Genomic DNA, 18,234 nt, shown 5'->3' on the forward strand with positions numbered 1-18,234 from the left:
TGGTGATACCCAGACGTTGAATACCTTTATGGCGGCCAAGGCGATGTACGGTAACGGGTTGCGCATCTTTACCTATCACAGCATCGACCGCGCACCGGCGGGGACCCCACTGCCCAAGCTGCATGTCAGCCCGGATATGTTTGAGCGCCAGTGTCGCTGGTTGGCCCGATTGGGCATGCGTGGCGTGTCCATGAGCGAGGGTTATCGCGCTTTACGCGCGGGCAACGCCGGGAAGCTGGTTGCCATCACGCTGGATGATGGCTATCAGGACAATGTGCGAAACGCTGCCCCGATTCTGAAACGCCATGGTTTTGGCGCGACGTGCTATGTGGTCACCGACACTATCGGTGGCAACAATGCATGGGATGCCGTGTTAGGTGTGCCGCGAGCGATGATGAGTGAGGGCGAGTTACGCACATGGCACCAGCAAGGTTTGGAGATCGGCTCGCATACCCGGACCCACCCGCATCTGGATCGGTTGGATCCGGCCGCCCTGGTCGCAGAATTGAGTGAGAGCCGGCAACGCTTGCAAGCGTTGACAGGGGCACCGGTTGAGCACTTTTGCTACCCATATGGCGACCACAATGCAGCGGTTGTCGAGGCGGCGCGGCAGGCCGGTTATGTCACTGCCACCACCACCCGCAAAGGTATTGCACGGCCAAGTGACGACCCACTGCAGTTGCCGCGCATCTCCATCAATGGTGGGCGCGGGATTTCCAAGTTCGTGCTGTATGCGGCCACACCCTATGCCGAGTTGCGCAGATGAATTTCGTGTTCGTGGATGCCAGCCGCAAGTTGTGGGGCACCGAGCAGGCTTTTCTGGAGCTTGCGCGTGGGTGCGCCAGTGCGGGTCATGGGGTGATTGCGGTGGTGCGTGCGGACAGTGAAATGGCGGTCGCGATGCGGCAAGTGCCCGGCATCCAGCTGAGGGAAACCCGCTTTCGCGGCGGTGAAGACCCGCGTGCATTTCGCAAGGTGCTGCAGGCGGTACGCACGCTGCATGCCGACTGGTTGGTGGCAGCACATGGCAAGCATCATTGGCCGTTGCTGTTCGCTTCGCTGTTCACCGGGACGCCGCTGGCTGCGTTTCGTCATCTGACGTATATCCGCAGCCGGGTCACCCGTTATTGGATGCCACGCTTGGCCAAACGCTATTTCGTAGTGTCCGAGTTTGCGCGCCAACGGTTGATCAACGATGGCGTGCCTGCGCGCTGTCTGCACATCGTGCATAACCCGATTGATATGCGTCGCTTTCATCCATCGGCTGCAGCTCGCGCAACATTGCGCCGCGAGTTGTGCATTGCGGACGATGTGGTGCTGGCGGGGTTTGTTGGCAGGCATACCACCGGCAAAGGAGTTGCCCCATTGCGACAAGCGATGATCGAGGTGATGCAAGAGCGTGCTGGTACGGCGATGTTGTGGCTGGGCGAAGGTGCCGAACTTGCGGCCACGCGCGCTGTTGTGGATGCGGTCGGGCAGGCGGCGCGCCATCACTTCATTCCCTGGTGCGATGACACCGCGGCGGTGTACCCGGCGCTGGATTTGCTAGTGTGCCCTTCCGAGGAAGAGGAAACCTTTGGGCGGGTGGTGGCCGAGGCGCAAGCCTGCGGTGTGCCGGTCATTGCGCGTGATCGCGGTGGTCTGCCTGAAGCGATGATCGCCGGCGAGACTGGTTTGCTGTGGCGTGGCGATGCCCCCCATGATTTGGCTGACTTGATTGGTCGCCTGATCGATGACAGCCCTCGCCGGCAGGCGATGGCGGCGGCGGCCCCCGCCAGTGCTGCGCGGTTCAGTACCGATCTTGTGGTCAACAAATTCATCGCGCAGCTCACTACGTCAACTGCCGACCGGGCGCGCCCGATCCCCGGGCGAGTGCGTTAAACAGCCGCCTTGCTGGGGACACGCCATGGCGGTGAGGCCATCACCATATCCGCCAGCGAGTAGGCCAATTCGCGTTCTGCCAAAACGGCCGCATCGGCACCGTGTTCGAGTAAATACCTGACCTGGGTTTCGCTGTGCGCACGCGCCAGGACGCTGATGGCGGGATTAAGCGCTTTCAAGCGCTGGATGGTTTCGCCAGCTTCCAGGGCTTGCGGAATCGCGAATACGGCAAGCTTTGCGCGTACCGGTGCAGCTTCCTGCAAGACGCGTTGGTTTGCAGCATTGCCGCGCACGGTGGGTAGGCCATTGGCGCGTGCTTGTGCCACCAAATCGGAATCATCTTCGATGATGACCAAGGGCACGCCACGTTCACGCAGCAGATGGGCAAGCTGGCTGCCCACGCGGCCGTAACCCACCACGATGGCGTGGTTGCAAATATCCACCGGTACCACCTCGGGTTCTGGTTCGGCATTGGCGGCGTTGCGTGCGTCCTCTCGTGCCTGCCAGCGATCCAGCCCCATGAACAGGATCGGGTTGAGCATGATCGAAATCAGTGCGCCGGCCAGCACCAGATCATGGCCTTCCTTCGGCAGGATTTTAAGTGACAAGCCAAGCCCGGCGATGATGAAAGCGAATTCGCCAATTTGGGCCAGACTGGTGGAAATGGTCAGCGCCGTGGAATTGGGATGCCCGAATGCCCGCACGATCAGGTAGGCGGCGGCCGATTTTCCAAACACGATGATGAGCGTGGTAGCCAGCACTTGCCACGGATGCTCGACCAGAATATTGGGATTGAACAGCATGCCCACCGACACAAAAAACAGCACTGCGAACGCATCGCGCATCGGCAGTGAATCTTGTGCGGCCTGATGGCTGAACTCGGATTCGTTGAGCAGCATGCCGGCGAAGAATGCGCCCAGTGCGAAGCTCACACCGAACATCGCTGCCGAGCCAAACGCCACGCCCATCGCGATGGACAGCACTGCCAATGTGAACAATTCACGCGAGCCGGTGCCTGCAATGCGTTCGAGTATCCACGGGATTGCCTTGCGGCCGACGATCAGCATGAAGGCGACGAAGGCGGCGACCTTGCCAAAGGTGATGGCCAGCGCTTTGAGAATGCCGCCGATGCCTACCGCTTCGCTGCCACCCAGCGCGCCGGCCAGTGCCGGAATCAACACCAGTGCGATGACGCAGGCCAGATCTTCTACGATCAGCCAACCCACCGCGATTTTGCCGCGCCGTGTATCCAGCAAGCGACGCTCTTCCATCGCCCGCAGCAGCACCACGGTGCTGGCGGTGGCCAGCGAAAACCCGAACACCAACCCTTCAAGATGCGACCAGCCCATCAATTCGGCCAAACCCAAGCCCAATAGGGTGGCGACGGAGATTTGCGCCACCGCGCCGGGGATCGCGATGTTTCTCACCGACATCAGATCGCGTAGCGAGAAGTGCAGGCCGACGCCGAACATCAGCAGGATCACACCAATCTCGGCCAGCTGGGGTGCCAACTCCGCATCACCCACGAAGCCCGGCGTGAACGGCCCAACGATGATGCCCGCAACCAGGTAGCCAACCAGCGGTGACAGTCGCAGCCGATTGGCTAGTGCGCCCAGAATAAAGGCCAGCACGAAGCCATACACCAAAATCGCGATCAGGGGGGTGTGATGTGGCATGTGTACTCCGCAAGGTCGATGCCACGATCATCGCATGTGCGGGTAACACTTCGAACAAAAAACGCCCCGGATGACCGGGGCGCGAAGGTGGAAATGAATAAGGTGTTCAGCTCACCACTTGTAGCTGACCTTGCCGTAGTAATACGCACCATTGAAGCCATACGGCGAGTACAGGCTGTAAGGTATCAGGCCGAATGTGGAGTTGGCGTAGGTATTTTGTTCGGGGTATTGGTTCAACGCATTGTCAGCACCCGCTGTAATCGTCCAGTGCTGGTTGGGACGGAAGTTGACGGATAGATCAAGCGTCCATTTGGCCCCGAAGGTCTGGTCTTGTAGCGGGTTGCTGGCGTTCCGCGCGGTGAACTGGCCATAGCGAGTGGCTCCGGCATTGATCTCCCAATGTTGCAGGGCCCAGTTTGCGTTCACTGCGAACTTGTCGCGTGGTGCGCCTTCTTCGATGCGGCCACGTTCATCGCGCCCCATCCGTTCCAAATTGGCCCCCAATGCTGTCAACGCGGCAGGGTTGGGGGCAATGCGTGTGACTTTGGATTTGTTGTAGTTGTAGCTGCCGGTCAGGTTAAGGCTACTGGCCGCCAGCGGCACATTCCAAGTGCCCACCACGTCGATGCCCTGCGTACGGGTATCAATCGCATTGTTGAAATAACGCGCACTGGTGACATTGGTGATGCCGAGACTGGCCAACAGTGCCTGTGCCGCCGCATTGTTGGCGATATTCAGATTGGATGAGAGCACGATGCGGTCATCGACGTTGATCTGGTAGGCATCGATCGTCAGATACACGCGCTCCAACGGTTGCAACACCAGACCCAAGCTGTAAGACCGTGAGGTCTCCGGCTTGAGCTGCTCTGCACCAAGCGCTTGTGCGGCTGCGCCGGAGGCCGGGAAGGTTCCGGTTTCAAAGGCCACACCATTATTGATGTTGGTGGTCACCGCCTGATAGTGCTGCTGTGCCAACGAAGGCGCACGAAAGCCGGTGGCGGCGGTGCCACGCAAGGCCACCTTGTCGGTAAAGGCGTAGCGCAGTGACAACTTGCCGGAGAATTGACTGCCGAAGTCGGAATAGTCTTCGTACCGCCCGGCGATACCGCCCGAGAATTTGTCGGACACATCAGCTTCCAGGCCCGCGTACAGCGCATAGTTGTGCCGGTTGTAACTGCCGGCGTTGCGTGGTGTGAATCCGCCAAAGCCCTGTGCACCGGAACCGAAATACGAATTGGCCTCACCCGCACGCTGCGCCCAGTCTTCGGTGCGATATTCCGCACCGAAGGAGAGGGTGGCTGGATACGCCAATCCAATCCCGATGGGCTTGGAGAAGTCGGCGTTCAACACTTGCTGGGTGTATTGCAGCGAGCCGTCATAGAAGCTGAGTGGGCTGCTCACACCCAAGGCATAGTTGATGGTGTTCTGGGTGCGAAAGCCCAGCAGACTGTCGCCGAAGTTGTAGCTGAAGTCCCAGTTCAGGCCATTGTCGGCAGTGCCCTTGGCGCCCAGCACCACGCTACGGTCGTGCGCATCTTGATTGATTTCAGGTACATAGCCGTTCGGGTAAACCTGCGCCAGCAGTGCGCCTTGCCCGCTGTGGTTTTTGGAGCGATAGAACGCGAACGATGTGATGTCGCGGTTGCTGGCCATGGCGGTGACATACAGGCTGGCGTGATCGCCAATGGCCAGATTGGCATTCAATGCCAGTGCTGTCTGATCCACATCCGGGTCGCCCAGCTTGAATGCTGTTTCGCCCACGCCCGGGAAATTGCCGGTGTTGGGCGCTGTGCCTTGATAGGTACCGGAGCGATTGGTCATGTCTTGGTGGCCGGTTTGTGCCGCCAAATGGATGGTGCCGCCGCCGCCCAGGGTCAGGCCTGCATCACCAGACAGTTGCCACTGCTGGCCATCGCCCTTGGAATACTGGCCGCCTCCCAGTGCAATACTGCCTCCAGTGCCGGCGCCCTTGAGCACGATATTGATGACGCCGCCGATGGCATCAGACCCATATTGTGCAGATGCACCATCACGCAGGACTTCCACGCGTTCGATAGCGGCGACGGGGATCGCGTTCAGATCAACTGCAGACGAGCCACGACCGATCGTGCCATTCACATTCACCAGCGCCGAAATATGGCGGCGCTTGCCATTGACGAGCACCAGCGCCTGATCCGGTGACAACCCGCGCAGTTGCGCCGGACGCACACCGCTGGTGCCGTCGGCCATGCCGGGGCGCGGGAAATTCAGTGAGGGCAGTGCGCGCGCCAAGGCGGTGGCCAGCTCGGTGGTGCCGGTGGCCTCCAGTGTTTCCGGGGTGATGATGTCGATGGGCGATTGCGATTCTGCCACTGTGCGGTCAGCCACATGGGTGCCGGTGACGATCAGCGTGTCGAGGGTACGGGCATCTTTACTGGCCGGCGCAGAGGCCTGCTGCGCCAATACCGGGCCGGCGATCAGTAATGAAGACAGCGCCAGAGCAAGGGGGGTCATGCGGGGCATGTTCAACTCCAATGGAGGGTAAGTCTTGGATCTGTTTAACACTGAATTAACACGATCGCAAACGCTTCAATGGCATAGGGCTATGCCATCGGTTGCAATGCGTGTGTCGGGAAGGCCGGGTGCTGGCTTAGGCGTTACAATGGCGAGCTCATGATTTCTTTCCGAAATTTCGCCCTGCGTCGCGGCGAACGCCTGCTGCTGTCCAATGTTGACCTGACCCTGCACGCCGGCTGGCGGGTGGGTGTGATCGGGCGCAATGGCGCTGGCAAGTCGTCGCTGTTTGGTGCCCTGATGGGCGAACACGAGCCCGACAAGGGCGATCTGGACCTGCCCGGTAAGGCGCGGATTGCGTCGGTGGCGCAGGAAACTCCGCATCTGCCGGACCCGGCGATCGATTTCGTGCTGTCGGGCGATAGCGCCGTGCACGCGGCCATCCAGATGGAGGCCAATGCGTTTGCCAATGAGGATTGGGAAGCGGTGGCCGTGGCGCATCAGTTGCTGGAAGAAGTGAACGGCTACGATGGCACGGCGCGTGCCGGCCGGCTGCTGCATGGGCTGGGGTTTCCGGCCGAGGTGCATGAAAAGGCGGTCTCGGATTTCTCCGGTGGCTGGCGCGTGCGCCTGAACGTGGCGCGTGCGCTGATGACGCCATCCGATTTGCTGTTGCTCGATGAACCGACCAACCATTTGGATCTGGATGCGGTGGTCTGGCTGGAAGAATGGCTCAAGCGCTATGACGGCACCTTACTGGTGATTTCGCACGACCGCGAATTTCTCGACAACGTCACCACCCACATCTTGCATCTGCACGACGGCACCGCGAAGCTGTATTCGGGCAATTACACCGATTTCGAGCGCCAGCGCGCCGAACATTTGCGGCTGCAGCAGATCACCCATCTGAAGGAGCAGGCCGAGCGCGCCCACCTGCAATCCTTCATCGACCGTTTCAAGGCCAAGGCCAGCAAGGCCAAGCAGGCGCAGTCGCGGATGAAGCGGCTGGCCAAACTGGCCGGCACCGAAGCGGTACGCGCCGAGCGCGCGCTGCATATCGATTTCCCCGAACCGCTGCGGCTGCCCAACTCGCTGCTATCGCTACACGATTGCGATTGTGGCTATGGCGTCGACGCCAAAATCCTGCATAACGCCAGCTTCGGCCTGGAAGCCGGCGACCGCATCGGCCTGCTGGGCCCCAATGGCGCGGGCAAATCGACCTTGGTGAAAACCCTGGTGGGCGAGCTGGCGCCGATGACCGGCGAGCGTAAGGCGCATCCGGATTTGCGCATCGGCTACTTCGCCCAGCACACGGTGGAGTCACTGGTGGCCGGCACCTCGCCGCTGGATCACTTGCGCAAGCTCGATCCGGATTCGGCCAATCAGGTACTGCGTGATTTCCTCGGCAAATGGAATTTCCCCGGCGACCGTGCGTTTGAAGTCATCGACACCTTCAGCGGTGGCGAAAAAGCGCGATTGGCGCTGGCACTGATCGCCTATCGCCGGCCCAACGTATTGCTGCTTGATGAGCCCACCAACCACCTTGACCTGGACATGCGCGAAGCGCTGGCCGAAGCGCTGAGTGATTTCGATGGCGCCATCGTGATGGTCAGCCATGACCGCCATTTGATCGGTCTGGTCTGCGACAGCTATTGGCGCGTGGCTGGCGGCAAGGTCGAGCCGTTCGATGGTGATCTGGACGAATACGCCGCGTGGCTGCGTACTCGCCCGGGCAGTGACAACCCCAAAACACCGGTACCCAAGCAAGAGCCCAAGCGGGTCGTACCCGCACCGGCACCTGCCGCGCCGAAAGCCAGAATCAACCCGCACAAGCTGCAAAAAGCCGAAGAGCGCGTGGCGCGCCTGGAAGGCAAACTGGCCGAGTGCGATGCCCAGCTGGCCGACCCGGCGGTGTATGTCGATGCTGGCAAAGTGGCTGATTTGGGGCGCACGCAGTTGCAACTGCGCAGCGAGCTGGAGCAGGCCGAGGCCGAGTTGCTGGGGTTGTACGAATAAGCTTCGCCTTGAAATCGCGGCTGCGTGCCGCATGTGTTCTTACTCACCCTGTTCTTGGTAGCGCCATGCCCATCTACGCCTTCGCCTGCGAATTCTGCGGGCATCACTTCGATAAATTGCAGAAACTCTCCGACGTCGACCCCAGTGTCTGCCCGCAGTGCGGCAAAGACGGCGGCATCCACCGGCAATTGACCGCGCCACAATTCCGGCTGGCCGGTGGTGGCTGGTACGAAACCGATTTCAAGAAAGACGGCGAAAAGAAAAGCAATCTGGCCGGCGATGCGGCCAAGCCTGCCGAAGCCAAAGCCGAGCCAGCAGCCAATGCCAGTGCCAAGTCAGAGAGCCCCAAGCCGGAAGCCGCCAAATCCGCCACCAAGTCGGCCGACTGAACCCGTTAAAATGATTGGCTTGCCGGTGCCCGCCGGCCCGAACCTCCCCGGAGTCTCCATGCGTACCCATTTCTGCGGCCTGATCGACCAAACGTTGATCGGCCAAACCGTCACCCTGTGCGGCTGGGCCGATGTGGCCCGCAATATGGGCCAGATCGTGTTCATCGACCTGCGCGACCATGAAGGCATCGTGCAAATCGTCGCCGAGCCGGCCGACGGCGATGGCAACGCCGCGATGCTGGCCGTTGCCGCGGCGGTAGGCTACGAGGACTGCCTGCGCATCACCGGCACGGTGCGCCGCCGCCAGTCGGTGAACGACAAGCTCAAGACCGGCCAGGTCGAGGTGGTGGCCGAGACGATCGAGCTGCTGAATAAGGCCGAGCCGCTGCCGTTCCACCACCACGAGAACCCGGGCGAGGACATCCGCCTGAAGTACCGCTACCTCGACCTGCGCAGCCCCGAGATGCAGCGCAAGCTGCGGACACGCACCAAGCTGGTGTCGGCGCTGCGGCATTACCTGGATGCGCGTGGTTTCCAGGACATCGAAACTCCCATCCTGACCAAGGCCACGCCGGAAGGTGCGCGTGATTTTTTGGTGCCGGCGCGCATGCACCCCGGCGAGTTCTACGCGCTGCCGCAAAGCCCGCAGTTGTTCAAGCAGATTTTGATGATGGCCGGTTTCGATCGCTATTACCAAATCGCCCGCTGCTTCCGCGACGAAGCGTTGCGCGCCGACCGCCAGTTGGAATTCACCCAGCTCGACATGGAATTTGCGTGGGTGTCCGAGCGCGATGTGCAAGACCTGACCGAAGACATGGTGCGGCATGTGTTCCGCGACGTGGTCGGGGTGGAATTGGCCGCGCAGTTCCCGCGCATGACGTACGCCGAGGCGATGCGCCGCTACGGTTCCGACAAGCCCGATCTGCGCATCGATCTGGAATTGGTCGACGTGGCCGATCTGGTCAAGCAATGCGAGTTTGCGGTGTTCACCGCTGCCGCCAATGATGCCGATGGCCGCGTGGCCGCGTTGCGCATTCCCGGCGGCGCGGCATTGTCACGCAAGCAGATTGACGAATACGCCGCGCACGCCACCAAATTCGGCGCGAAGGGCTTGGCCTACGCCAAGATCGACGAGGCTGGCGGGGTCAATTCGCCGGTGGCCAAATTCTTTGCCGAAGGCGTGTTCGAGGCGCTGCTGGCGCACGTGGGCGCAGGCAACGGCGACATCGTGTTTTTCGGTGCCGGCGCCTACGGCAAAGTGTCCGATTTCATGGGCGCGGTGCGCCTGAAAGCCGGCAAGGACTTCAACTTGATCAGCGAGGGCTGGGCACCGCTGTGGGTGACCGACTTCCCGATGTTCGAATGGGATGACGAGGCGCAGCGCTACGTCGCCCTGCATCACCCGTTCACCGCGCCGGCGGTGGATTCCATCGACGATCTGCGTGCCCACGCCAAGACCGCGGTGAGCCGTGGTTACGACATGGTGCTGAACGGCAACGAGATTGGCGGTGGCTCGATCCGCATCCACAATTCAAAGCTGCAAAGCGCGGTGTTTGAATTGCTGGGCATTGGCGAAGAAGAACAGCGCGGCAAGTTCGGCTTCCTGCTGGATGCACTGAAATACGGCGCACCGCCACATGGCGGCATTGCGTTTGGCATCGACCGCATCGCCGCGCTGATGGCCGGCAGCGACTCCATTCGTGACGTGATCGCCTTCCCCAAAACCACCGGCGCCCAGTGTCTGATGACCGATGCGCCGTCACCCATCGCCGATGCGCAGTTGGCCGAGGTGCATGTGGCGGTTCGGACGCGCGAATCAGTGTGATGGGTGATATGGCGTCACTGCGTAAAGTGCGCCATGGATGGCGCACGGCGGCGCGTCGAACAGGATGTTCGCCCGCGCCGGGGAGCAGTGATGCCATGTCGCCCGCGCCAGGAGTGCCATCGTGCAGGCTTTGATTCGCCGAGCCACCCCCGCCGACGCCGCCACCTTGGCCGCGCTGGGCACGTTTACCTTCATCGAAACCTTCGGCCATCTGTACACGCCGGAAGATTTGCAGGCGTTTCTCGACGCAAGCCACAGCGAGGCCGCCTACGCCGCGCTATTGTCCGCCGATTCCCCGTATGCGCTGTGGCTGGCCGAACGCGACGGTCAGGCCATTGGCTACGCGCAGGCCGGCCCCTGCGGGTTGCCGCACGCCGACGTGCGCGCTGAGGATGGCGAAATCAAGCGCCTGTACCTGCGCGGCGATGCGCAAAACAGTGGTGCCGGGCGCGCACTGATGGACGCGATGCTGGCGTGGCTGCTGGCCGATGGCCCACGGATCTTATGGTTATCGGTGTGGTCGGAAAACTACGGCGCGCAGCGTTTCTACGCCCGCTATGGATTCGAATTTGCCGGCGAATACCACTTTATCGTGGGTGAGCAGCGCGACCGCGAGTTCATGTATCGGCGCTTGGCCCGCTGATCATGCAGCCCCGTGTGCTGTTGGTGCATGGCCTGCTCAACGCTTCGTGGTGGTTGCTGCCGCTGGCCTTGCGCTTGCGCAAGCAGGGGTTTGCCACCGAACTTTTTGACTATTCAAGCGTATGGGAAGGGCCGGAGTTTGCGTTGCCACGCTTGCGGAAGCGGCTCTTGGCGCAGCCACCCGATGCCTTGGTAGGGCATAGCCTGGGCGGGCTGATTGCACTCACTGCATTGCAGCAAGCAGAACATCCCCGCGTGCAGCGTGTGGTGTGCCTTGGATCGCCTCTGCGTGGCAGCGAAACGGCGCGATGCGTGGCGGCGTTGCCGTGGGCGCGCCCGCTGCTGGGCCGAAGTGCCGGTCTGTTGCAAACGGGTGTGGCGGAGTGGCGCGGTACTGCCGAGGTAGGTGTGGTGGCAGGCATCGCACCGCGTGGGATGGGTTGCCTGTTTGCGCACTTCAAGGAGCGTTCGGATGGCACCGTGGCTTTGGAGGAAACCCGGCTCCCGTGGTTGGCTGACCATGTCGCGCTGCCTTGCAGCCATTCCGGGCTGGTGTTATCGCACAGCGCGGCAAGGCAAACCGGCCATTTTTTACATCACGGCCAGTTTGCGCCCACTTCCGAGCACACCAGTCGAGCAGCAGACGTATAATTCGCGGCTTCGCCTTTCGGCCGGAAGTACATCTATGGGACGTGGCCCCTCCATCGAAGCCCGCAAGAACGCAGTGGATGCGAAGCGCGGCAAGATTTTCACCAAGATCATCCGTGAAATTTCAGTCGCTGCGCGCAGCGGCGGGGGCGACCCGCATGGCAACCCGCGCTTGCGTGCGGCGATCGACAAGGGCCTTGACGTCAACATGACCAAGGACGTGATCGAGCGCGCCATCAAGAAAGCCACCGGCGAGCTGGAAGGCGTGTCCTACGAGGAAATCCGCTACGAAGGCTATGGCGCGGGCGGGGTGGCGGTGATTGTGGACTGCCTGACCGACAATCGTGTGCGCACGGTGGCCGATGTACGACATGCATTTGGCAAGTTTGGCGGCAATATGGGCAACGAAGGCTCGGTAGCCTTCATGTTCAAGAAGCTGGGCGTGCTCAGCTATGACGCCGGTGCCAATGAGGACGCTATCACCGAGGCGGCGATTGAAGCCGGTGCCGACGATATCGTGGTGTACCCGGAAGATGGCGCCATCGACGTATTGACCTCGCCCGATGCATTTGCATCGGTCAAGGCGGCGATGGAGGCCGCCGGGCTTGCGCCGGGCTACGCTGAAATCACCATGCGTGCCGACAACGACAGTCCGGTGGAAGGCGAAGTGGCCGAGCAAGTGCAGAAGCTGCTGCGGTGGCTGGAAGATATGGATGACGTGCAAAACGTCTATGCCAACGCCGATTTCGGCGGCGCTGCGTAACACGGCAATCGGTCAACCTGCGTCGTGACTCGCATCCTTGGAATCGACCCCGGTTCGCAGCGCACTGGCGTGGGCATCATTGATGTTGATGCCACTGGCAAGGTGAGCCATGTGCATCATCAGCCGCTGGTATTGCTGGATGCGGAAACGTTTCCGCTGCGCCTGCGATTATTACTGGATGGCTTGTGGGCCTTGATCGAGGAATACACGCCCGATGAAGTGGCCGTGGAGCAGGTGTTCCTGTCCAACAATGCCATGAGTGCACTCAAACTGGGGCAGGCGCGCGGTGCGGCGGTGGCCGCTTGCGTGGCGCGTGATTTGCCAGTGAGCGAATACGCCGCAAAAGAGATCAAACTGGGGCTGGTGGGCAGTGGCGCGGCCGACAAGCAACAGGTGCAACATATGGTGGCGGTGATGCTGGGCTTGTCCGGCAAGTTGCAGGCCGATGCGGCCGACGCGCTGGCAGTGGCGATTACGCATGCGCATGTGCGCGCCAGTGCACAGCGCTTGGGCGTGGTCGCACGCACGGCATGGGCACGCAAGGGTAGGGGTCGGCGATGATTGGACGATTGAAAGGCATCCTGATCCACAAGGCGCCGCCGTGGCTGGTGGTGGACGTGCACGGCGTTGGCTATGAGTTGGAGGCGCCGATGAGCACGTTCTACGACTTGCCGGAGTTGGGGCGCGAGGTGTTTTTGTTCACCCACTACGCGCAAAAGGAAGACAGCGTGTCGCTGTACGGCTTCCTGCGCGAGGCCGAGCGCCGCCTGTTCCGCGACGTGCAGAAGGTCACCGGCATCGGCGCGAAGATCGCGCTGGCGGTGCTGTCGGGGACGTCGGTGGACGAGTTCGCACGGCTGGTGCAGACCGGCGACGTGACCGCGCTGACCCGCATCCCCGGCATCGGGAAGAAGACCGCCGAGCGCATGGTGGTGGAGCTGCGCGACCGCGCGGCCGACCTGGTCGGCGGGCCGGTCGCCGCCAGTGCCGGGTTGCCCGGCGATCCGCTGGGCGAAGCCATCACTGCGCTGCAGGCGCTGGGCTACAAGCCGGCGGAAGCCGAGCGCATGGCCAAGAAGGCCGCCGCCGACGGCGACAGTGCCGAAGCCATCATCCGAAAAGCGTTACAGTCCGCCCTGCGTTGAACGGGCACGCGGCCATGCGCCGCTCCCGAACAGGAAATTCCATGGTCACGCCTTCTTCTTCCACCCCTCCCCATGCCGCCGCCTCCGGGCAGCACGGCCACGGCAAGGCCAGCCTCGCCGGGCTGGTGGTCGGCGCTATCGGCGTGGTGTTCGGCGACATCGGCACCAGCCCGCTGTACACCTTGAAAGAAGCGTTCTCGCCGCATTTCGGCCTGACCGCCAACCACGACACGGTGCTGGGCATCCTGTCGATGGTGTTCTGGGCGCTGATGGTGACGGTGACCGCCAAGTACGTGACCATCATCATGCGCGCCGACAACGACGGCGAGGGCGGCATCATGGCCCTGATGGCGCTGGCCCAGCGCACGCTGAAAAAAGGCTCGCGCGCGGCTTACTACGTCGGCATCCTCGGCATCTTCGGCGCCTCGCTGTTCTTCGGTGACGGCGTGATCACGCCGGCCATCTCGGTACTGTCGGCCATCGAGGGCCTGGAGGTGGTGGCGCCCAGCCTGCACCAGTGGATCGTCCCGCTGACCGTGCTGGTGCTGCTGTGCCTGTTCGCCACCCAGCGCCACGGCACGGAGAAAGTGGGCAAGGTGTTCGGGCCGATCACCATCGTCTGGTTCGCCTCGCTCGCGGCGATCGGCGTGCTGAACCTGTTCCATGCGCCCGAGGTGCTGAAGGCGTTCAACCCGTGGTGGGCGGCGCGGTTCTTCCTCGAGCACCACTTCCACGGCATCTTCATCCTCGGCGCGGTGGTGCTGGCGGTGACCGGCGGCGAGGCGCTGTATGCCGACATGGGCCATTTCGGCGCGCGGCCGATCCGCCTGGCCTGGTATTTCTTCGTGCTGCCGGCGCTGATGCTCAACTACCTGGGCCAGGGCGCCCTGGTGCTGCAGGATCCGCTGGCCATTCGCAACCCGTTCTACATCGGCGTGCCCGACTGGGCGCGCTGGCCGATGATCCTGCTGGCCACCGCGGCCACCGTCATCGCCTCGCAGGCGGTCATCACCGGCGCGTTCTCGGTGGCGCGCCAGGCCATGCAGCTGGGCTACATCCCGCGCATGCGCATCAAGCACACGTCCAGCGACACCATCGGCCAGATCTACGTGCCGGGCATCAACTGGACGCTGGCGGTGCTGGTGGTGTCGCTGGTGCTGGCCTTCCGCACCTCCACCGCGCTGGCCACCGCCTACGGCATCTCGGTGTCCCTGACGATGCTGATCGACACCCTGCTGCTGGCGATGGTGGCCTACGCCCTGTGGCCGCGCTGGCGGCGCTGGGTGCTGCCGCTGTGCCTGGTGTTCGCCGTGGTCGAGGCGGCATTCGTCATCGCCAACGGCGCCAAGATCCCCGACGGCGGCTGGTTCCCGCTGGTGCTCGGGATGCTGTTGTTCACGATGCTGCGGACCTGGCGGCGCGGGCGCGAGCTCCTCAACGCCGAGGTACGCAAGGAAGGCATCCAGCTGGACACGTTCCTGCCCGGCCTGATGCTGGCGCCGCCGGTGCGCGTGCCGGGCACCGCGGTGTTCCTCACCGCCAGCCCGGACGTCGTGCCGCACGCGCTGCTGCACAACCTGAAGCACAACAAGGTGCTGCATGAACGCAACGTCTTCCTGACCGTGGAGACGCTGGACGTGCCGTACGCCCCGAAGGAGCGCCGGATGCGCATCGAGCCCATCGCCGGGCCCGACTTCCATCGCGTGATCGTCCGCTACGGCTTCATGGAGACCCCGGACGTGCCAGTGGCCCTGATGCGCAGCTGCGACCAGTGCGACCTCACCTTCAATCCGATGGATACCACCTACTTCGTCAGCCGCGAGAGCATCGTCGCCGGCCATCGCCGGGGCATGCCGACCTGGCGCGACAAGCTGTTCGCGTTCATGCACCGCAATGCGGCGCCCGCCACCGCCTTCTTCCGGATCCCGGGCAACCGCCTGGTGGAGCTGGGCGCGCAGGTCGAGATCTGACGGCCGGGCGCGCATGTAAGGGGCCTTGGCGCGCGGTGCGCCGGTGCCGCCACCGCAGGATCGGTAAAAGCGGCCGCATCGCGCGATAATCGGGGCATGACCGATCCCCGCCTCATCGCCCCCGCCGCCACCCGCGAAGATGACGCGGTCGACGCCAGCATCCGTCCGCGCCGGCTGGACGAGTACCTCGGCCAGCAGCCGGTGCGCGAGCAGATGCAGATCTACATCGAGGCCGCCAAGGGCCGCGGCGAAGCGCTGGACCACGTGCTGATCTTCGGTCCGCCGGGCCTCGGCAAGACCACGCTGAGCCACGTCATCGCCAACGAGCTGGGCGTGAACCTGCGGGTGACGTCCGGCCCGGTGATCGAGAAAGCCGGCGACCTGGCCGCGCTGCTGACCAACCTGCAGCCGCACGACGTGCTGTTCGTGGACGAGATCCACCGCCTGTCGCCGGTGGTCGAGGAGATCCTCTACCCGGCGATGGAGGACTGCCAGATCGACATCATGATCGGCGAAGGCCCGGCGGCACGTTCGATCAAATTGGACTTGCCGCCGTTCACCCTGATTGGTGCCACCACCCGCGCGGGTCTGCTCACTGCACCGCTGCGCGATCGGTTTGGCATCGTGCAGCGGCTGGAATTTTATTCGCCGGAAGAATTGACCCGCATCGTGCGGCGCTCGGCGCAGATTCTGGGAATTGCCTGCGATGCCGGCGGTGCCGCCGAAGTGGCGCGGCGCGCACGCGGGACCCCGCGGATTGCCAACCGTCTGCTGCGACGGGTGCGCGATTTCGCGCAGGTGAAGGGCAACGGCATGATTGATGCAGCCAGTGCGCGTGCTGCCATGGACATGCTGAAAGTCGATCCGGAAGGCTTTGATGAGCTCGACCGGCGCATGCTGGGCATCATCATCGACGCCTTCGATGGCGGCCCGGTGGGGGTGGAGTCGCTGGCGGCGGCGCTGTCGGAAGAACGCGGCACGCTGGAGGATGTGATCGAGCCCTACCTGATCCAGCAGGGTTTCCTGATGCGCACCGCGCGCGGGCGCATGGCCACGCCGAAGGCGTACCGGCATTTGGGCTTCAAGCCGAAAGCCGATGCGGCGGAGTTGTTCGATGGCTGAGCCGTTTGTGTGGCCAATACGGGTGTATTGGGAAGACACCGATGCCGGTGGGGTGGTCTATCACGCGCAATATCTGGCGTTCATGGAGCGTGCCCGCAGTGAATGGCTGCGCAGCGTGGGCGTGCATCAGGACGTCTTGAAGCGCGATGCCGATCTGGTGTTCGTGGTGCGTGCGCTGCAAACCGATTTTCGTGCGCCGGCGCGGCTGGACGATCAGCTTTCGGTCAGCGTGGCTCTGCTTGAATGTCGCGGTGCCAGTTTTGTGCTGGCGCAGCGGATTGAACGCAATGGCGCGCTGTTGGTCGAAGCGACCGTGAAAATCGCAAGTTTGTGCGCATCCACCTTTCGACCCAGTCCAATCCCGGGTTTTCTGTTGTCGCAATTGCACCTTTTGCCGGAGGCTTCCTGATGCCCGTTTCAACCATGCTGCAATCCCTGCCGCAGGCGCTGCCAGACAATGGCGCTACCCAGACAGTGGAGCTGGCCGGCAACGGCGCACAGGCGGCCTCGGCTGCACCGGTGGATCATGGCCTGAACATCTTGCAGTTGGTGTTGCACGCCAGTATCCCGGTGCAGTTGGTGATGCTGCTGCTGTTGGCGGCATCCTTGGCTTCGTGGGTGATTATCTTGCGCAAAAAGCGCGTGCTGGATCGCGCCGAAAATGAAGCCGATCGCTTCGAGGAAACCTTTTGGTCGGGTATCGAGCTGCCCAAACTCTACGCCACCGCCACCGAGCGCCATCGCAGTATTGAAGGCCTGGAAGCGATCTTCGAAGGCGGCATGCGCGAGTTCAACCGCATTCGGCAGCGCCGTGGTGTCGACGCACGCATGCAGCTGGAAGGCGCGCAGCGGGCGATGCGGGCCACCACCTCGCGTGAACTGGACGGGCTCGAGCGCAATCTGGAATTTCTTGCCAACGTGGGCTCGATCAGCCCGTATGTGGGCCTGTTCGGCACCGTATGGGGGATCATGATTTCGTTCCAGGGCTTGGCCTCGATGAAGGAAGCCACCATTGCCACGGTGGCGCCGGGGATCTCGGAGGCGCTGGTTGCCACCGCGATGGGCCTATTCGCGGCGATCCCGGCGGTGTGGGCGTACAACCGCTTCGCCACCCGCGCCGAGCGCATGGCGGTGCGCTACGAGACCTTCGGCGAAGAATTCGCGTCGATCCTGCAGCGTCAGACCCATTCGGACGACTGAGCGCATGGCCGCGACCTCCAATCGCCGTGCGCGCAAGCGCAAACTCAAGGCCGAAATCAACGTCGTGCCTTACATCGACGTGATGCTGGTACTGCTGATCATCTTCATGGTCACTGCGCCCTTGCTCAATGTCGGCGTGGACGTGAACCTGCCGCAGGCCAATGCCAAATCACTTGAACAAAAGAAAAAACAGCCACTGGTGGTGCAAGTGTTCAGTGATGGCAAATTGGGGCTGATGTACGAAGGCCTCAACCGCCCGCAAGCAATGGACGAAGCCGCACTGCTGATCAAAGTAGCCGCCTTTGTCCATGCCGACCCGGATGTATCGGTGTATGTGGCGGGCGATGGCGACGTGCGCTATCAGGTGGTGTATGCGCTGATGGGCAAGTTGCAAAGCGATGCCAAAGTGTCACGGGTCAGCCTGATGGGCGCGCCACCGGCAACGGCCAAACCGGGCAAGTGAT

Annotated in this window: 17 protein-coding genes; 15 read left to right on the top strand and 2 right to left on the bottom strand. The window is 62.7% G+C overall.

What is annotated here, in order from left to right:
• Positions 1–16: 16 nt before the first annotated feature.
• Both K7B09_RS01985 and K7B09_RS01990 read left to right on the top strand, forming a co-directional pair.
• A complete protein-coding gene (locus K7B09_RS01985) occupies positions 17–766 on the top strand; it encodes a polysaccharide deacetylase family protein (protein WP_223626217.1) in 750 nt (249 codons plus the stop codon).
• Positions 763–1,881, top strand: a complete 1,119-nt coding sequence (locus tag K7B09_RS01990) for a glycosyltransferase family 4 protein (protein WP_223626219.1) — start codon at positions 763–765, stop codon at positions 1,879–1,881. The genes K7B09_RS01985 and K7B09_RS01990 overlap by 4 nt, the downstream gene beginning before the upstream one ends.
• Here K7B09_RS01990 and ybaL read toward each other — a convergent pair.
• Positions 1,878–3,557, bottom strand: coding sequence for a YbaL family putative K(+) efflux transporter (gene ybaL / locus K7B09_RS01995; protein WP_223626221.1), 1,680 nt, complete (start codon positions 3,555–3,557; stop codon positions 1,878–1,880). The two genes, K7B09_RS01990 and ybaL, sit on opposite strands and share 4 nt — an antisense overlap.
• 111 nt (positions 3,558–3,668) lie before the next feature.
• Positions 3,669–6,059, bottom strand: coding sequence for a TonB-dependent receptor plug domain-containing protein (locus K7B09_RS02000; RefSeq protein ID WP_223626223.1), 2,391 nt, complete (start codon positions 6,057–6,059; stop codon positions 3,669–3,671).
• Positions 6,060–6,209: 150 nt separating this feature from the next.
• Between K7B09_RS02000 and K7B09_RS02005 the strand changes: the two genes are divergently transcribed.
• From K7B09_RS02005 to tolR, 13 genes are all read left to right on the top strand, one after another.
• Positions 6,210–8,066 (top strand): ABC-F family ATP-binding cassette domain-containing protein, encoded by a 1,857-nt coding sequence (locus K7B09_RS02005; RefSeq protein ID WP_223626225.1) that lies wholly within the window; start codon positions 6,210–6,212, stop codon positions 8,064–8,066.
• Between the two features lie 65 nt (positions 8,067–8,131).
• Positions 8,132–8,455, top strand: a complete 324-nt coding sequence (locus K7B09_RS02010) for an FmdB family zinc ribbon protein (RefSeq protein WP_223626227.1) — start codon at positions 8,132–8,134, stop codon at positions 8,453–8,455.
• Between the two features lie 58 nt (positions 8,456–8,513).
• The gene (aspS, locus tag K7B09_RS02015; protein WP_223626229.1) at positions 8,514–10,280 is read left to right on the top strand and encodes an aspartate--tRNA ligase; all 1,767 of its coding nucleotides are present in this window, start codon (positions 8,514–8,516) and stop codon (positions 10,278–10,280) included.
• Positions 10,281–10,401: 121 nt separating this feature from the next.
• Positions 10,402–10,923 carry a GNAT family N-acetyltransferase gene (locus tag K7B09_RS02020; RefSeq protein WP_223626231.1) on the top strand — a complete coding sequence of 174 codons (522 nt, stop codon included), beginning with the start codon at positions 10,402–10,404 and terminating at the stop codon, positions 10,921–10,923.
• Between the two features lie 2 nt (positions 10,924–10,925).
• Complete coding sequence (locus K7B09_RS02025; RefSeq protein ID WP_223626233.1) at positions 10,926–11,573, top strand: esterase/lipase family protein; 648 nt, start codon at positions 10,926–10,928, stop codon at positions 11,571–11,573.
• A 34-nt stretch (positions 11,574–11,607) separates the two neighbouring features.
• A complete protein-coding gene (locus K7B09_RS02030) occupies positions 11,608–12,333 on the top strand; it encodes a YebC/PmpR family DNA-binding transcriptional regulator (protein ID WP_223626235.1) in 726 nt (241 codons plus the stop codon).
• Between the two features lie 24 nt (positions 12,334–12,357).
• Positions 12,358–12,894 carry a crossover junction endodeoxyribonuclease RuvC gene (ruvC, locus tag K7B09_RS02035; RefSeq protein WP_223626237.1) on the top strand — a complete coding sequence of 179 codons (537 nt, stop codon included), beginning with the start codon at positions 12,358–12,360 and terminating at the stop codon, positions 12,892–12,894.
• Positions 12,891–13,478 carry a Holliday junction branch migration protein RuvA gene (gene ruvA / locus K7B09_RS02040; RefSeq protein WP_223626239.1) on the top strand — a complete coding sequence of 196 codons (588 nt, stop codon included), beginning with the start codon at positions 12,891–12,893 and terminating at the stop codon, positions 13,476–13,478. The genes ruvC and ruvA overlap by 4 nt, the downstream gene beginning before the upstream one ends.
• Positions 13,479–13,519: 41 nt before the next feature.
• Positions 13,520–15,448 carry a potassium transporter Kup gene (locus K7B09_RS02045; protein ID WP_223626241.1) on the top strand — a complete coding sequence of 643 codons (1,929 nt, stop codon included), beginning with the start codon at positions 13,520–13,522 and terminating at the stop codon, positions 15,446–15,448.
• Positions 15,449–15,544: 96 nt separating this feature from the next.
• Entirely contained in the window at positions 15,545–16,570 is a 1,026-nt protein-coding gene (gene ruvB, locus K7B09_RS02050; protein WP_223626243.1) for a Holliday junction branch migration DNA helicase RuvB, read from the top strand.
• A complete protein-coding gene (gene ybgC / locus K7B09_RS02055) occupies positions 16,545–16,979 on the top strand; it encodes a tol-pal system-associated acyl-CoA thioesterase (protein WP_374348001.1) in 435 nt (144 codons plus the stop codon). Before ruvB ends, ybgC begins: the two co-directional genes overlap by 26 nt.
• Complete coding sequence (gene tolQ, locus K7B09_RS02060) at positions 16,979–17,770, top strand: protein TolQ (RefSeq protein WP_374347998.1); 792 nt, start codon at positions 16,979–16,981, stop codon at positions 17,768–17,770. The genes ybgC and tolQ overlap by 1 nt, the downstream gene beginning before the upstream one ends.
• Positions 17,771–17,774: 4 nt before the next feature.
• Positions 17,775–18,233: a protein TolR gene (gene tolR / locus K7B09_RS02065; RefSeq protein WP_223626247.1), complete on the top strand. Its 459-nt coding sequence runs from the start codon at positions 17,775–17,777 to the stop codon at positions 18,231–18,233.
• The last annotated feature ends 1 nt before the right edge of the window (position 18,234 follow it).

The organism is Thermomonas beijingensis, from assembly GCF_020034655.1.
GTDB lineage: Bacteria > Pseudomonadota > Gammaproteobacteria > Xanthomonadales > Xanthomonadaceae > Thermomonas > Thermomonas beijingensis.

What these genes read in the sequence shown, in the direction of transcription:
- tolR (WP_223626247.1), top strand. Translation starts at nt 17,775, where the DNA reads ATGGCCGCGACCTCCAATCGCCGTGCGCGCAAGCGCAAACTCAAGGCC.
- ybaL (WP_223626221.1), bottom strand. Translation starts at nt 3,557, where the DNA reads ATGCCACATCACACCCCCCTGATCGCGATTTTGGTGTATGGCTTCGTG.
- K7B09_RS02025 (WP_223626233.1), top strand. Translation starts at nt 10,926, where the DNA reads ATGCAGCCCCGTGTGCTGTTGGTGCATGGCCTGCTCAACGCTTCGTGG.
- K7B09_RS02000 (WP_223626223.1), bottom strand. Translation starts at nt 6,059, where the DNA reads ATGCCCCGCATGACCCCCCTTGCTCTGGCGCTGTCTTCATTACTGATC.
- ruvB (WP_223626243.1), top strand. Translation starts at nt 15,545, where the DNA reads ATGACCGATCCCCGCCTCATCGCCCCCGCCGCCACCCGCGAAGATGAC.
- aspS (WP_223626229.1), top strand. Translation starts at nt 8,514, where the DNA reads ATGCGTACCCATTTCTGCGGCCTGATCGACCAAACGTTGATCGGCCAA.
- K7B09_RS02030 (WP_223626235.1), top strand. Translation starts at nt 11,608, where the DNA reads ATGGGACGTGGCCCCTCCATCGAAGCCCGCAAGAACGCAGTGGATGCG.
- ybgC (WP_374348001.1), top strand. Translation starts at nt 16,545, where the DNA reads ATGCGGCGGAGTTGTTCGATGGCTGAGCCGTTTGTGTGGCCAATACGG.
- tolQ (WP_374347998.1), top strand. Translation starts at nt 16,979, where the DNA reads ATGCCCGTTTCAACCATGCTGCAATCCCTGCCGCAGGCGCTGCCAGAC.
- K7B09_RS02045 (WP_223626241.1), top strand. Translation starts at nt 13,520, where the DNA reads ATGGTCACGCCTTCTTCTTCCACCCCTCCCCATGCCGCCGCCTCCGGG.
- K7B09_RS02005 (WP_223626225.1), top strand. Translation starts at nt 6,210, where the DNA reads ATGATTTCTTTCCGAAATTTCGCCCTGCGTCGCGGCGAACGCCTGCTG.
- K7B09_RS01990 (WP_223626219.1), top strand. Translation starts at nt 763, where the DNA reads ATGAATTTCGTGTTCGTGGATGCCAGCCGCAAGTTGTGGGGCACCGAG.
- ruvA (WP_223626239.1), top strand. Translation starts at nt 12,891, where the DNA reads ATGATTGGACGATTGAAAGGCATCCTGATCCACAAGGCGCCGCCGTGG.
- K7B09_RS02010 (WP_223626227.1), top strand. Translation starts at nt 8,132, where the DNA reads ATGCCCATCTACGCCTTCGCCTGCGAATTCTGCGGGCATCACTTCGAT.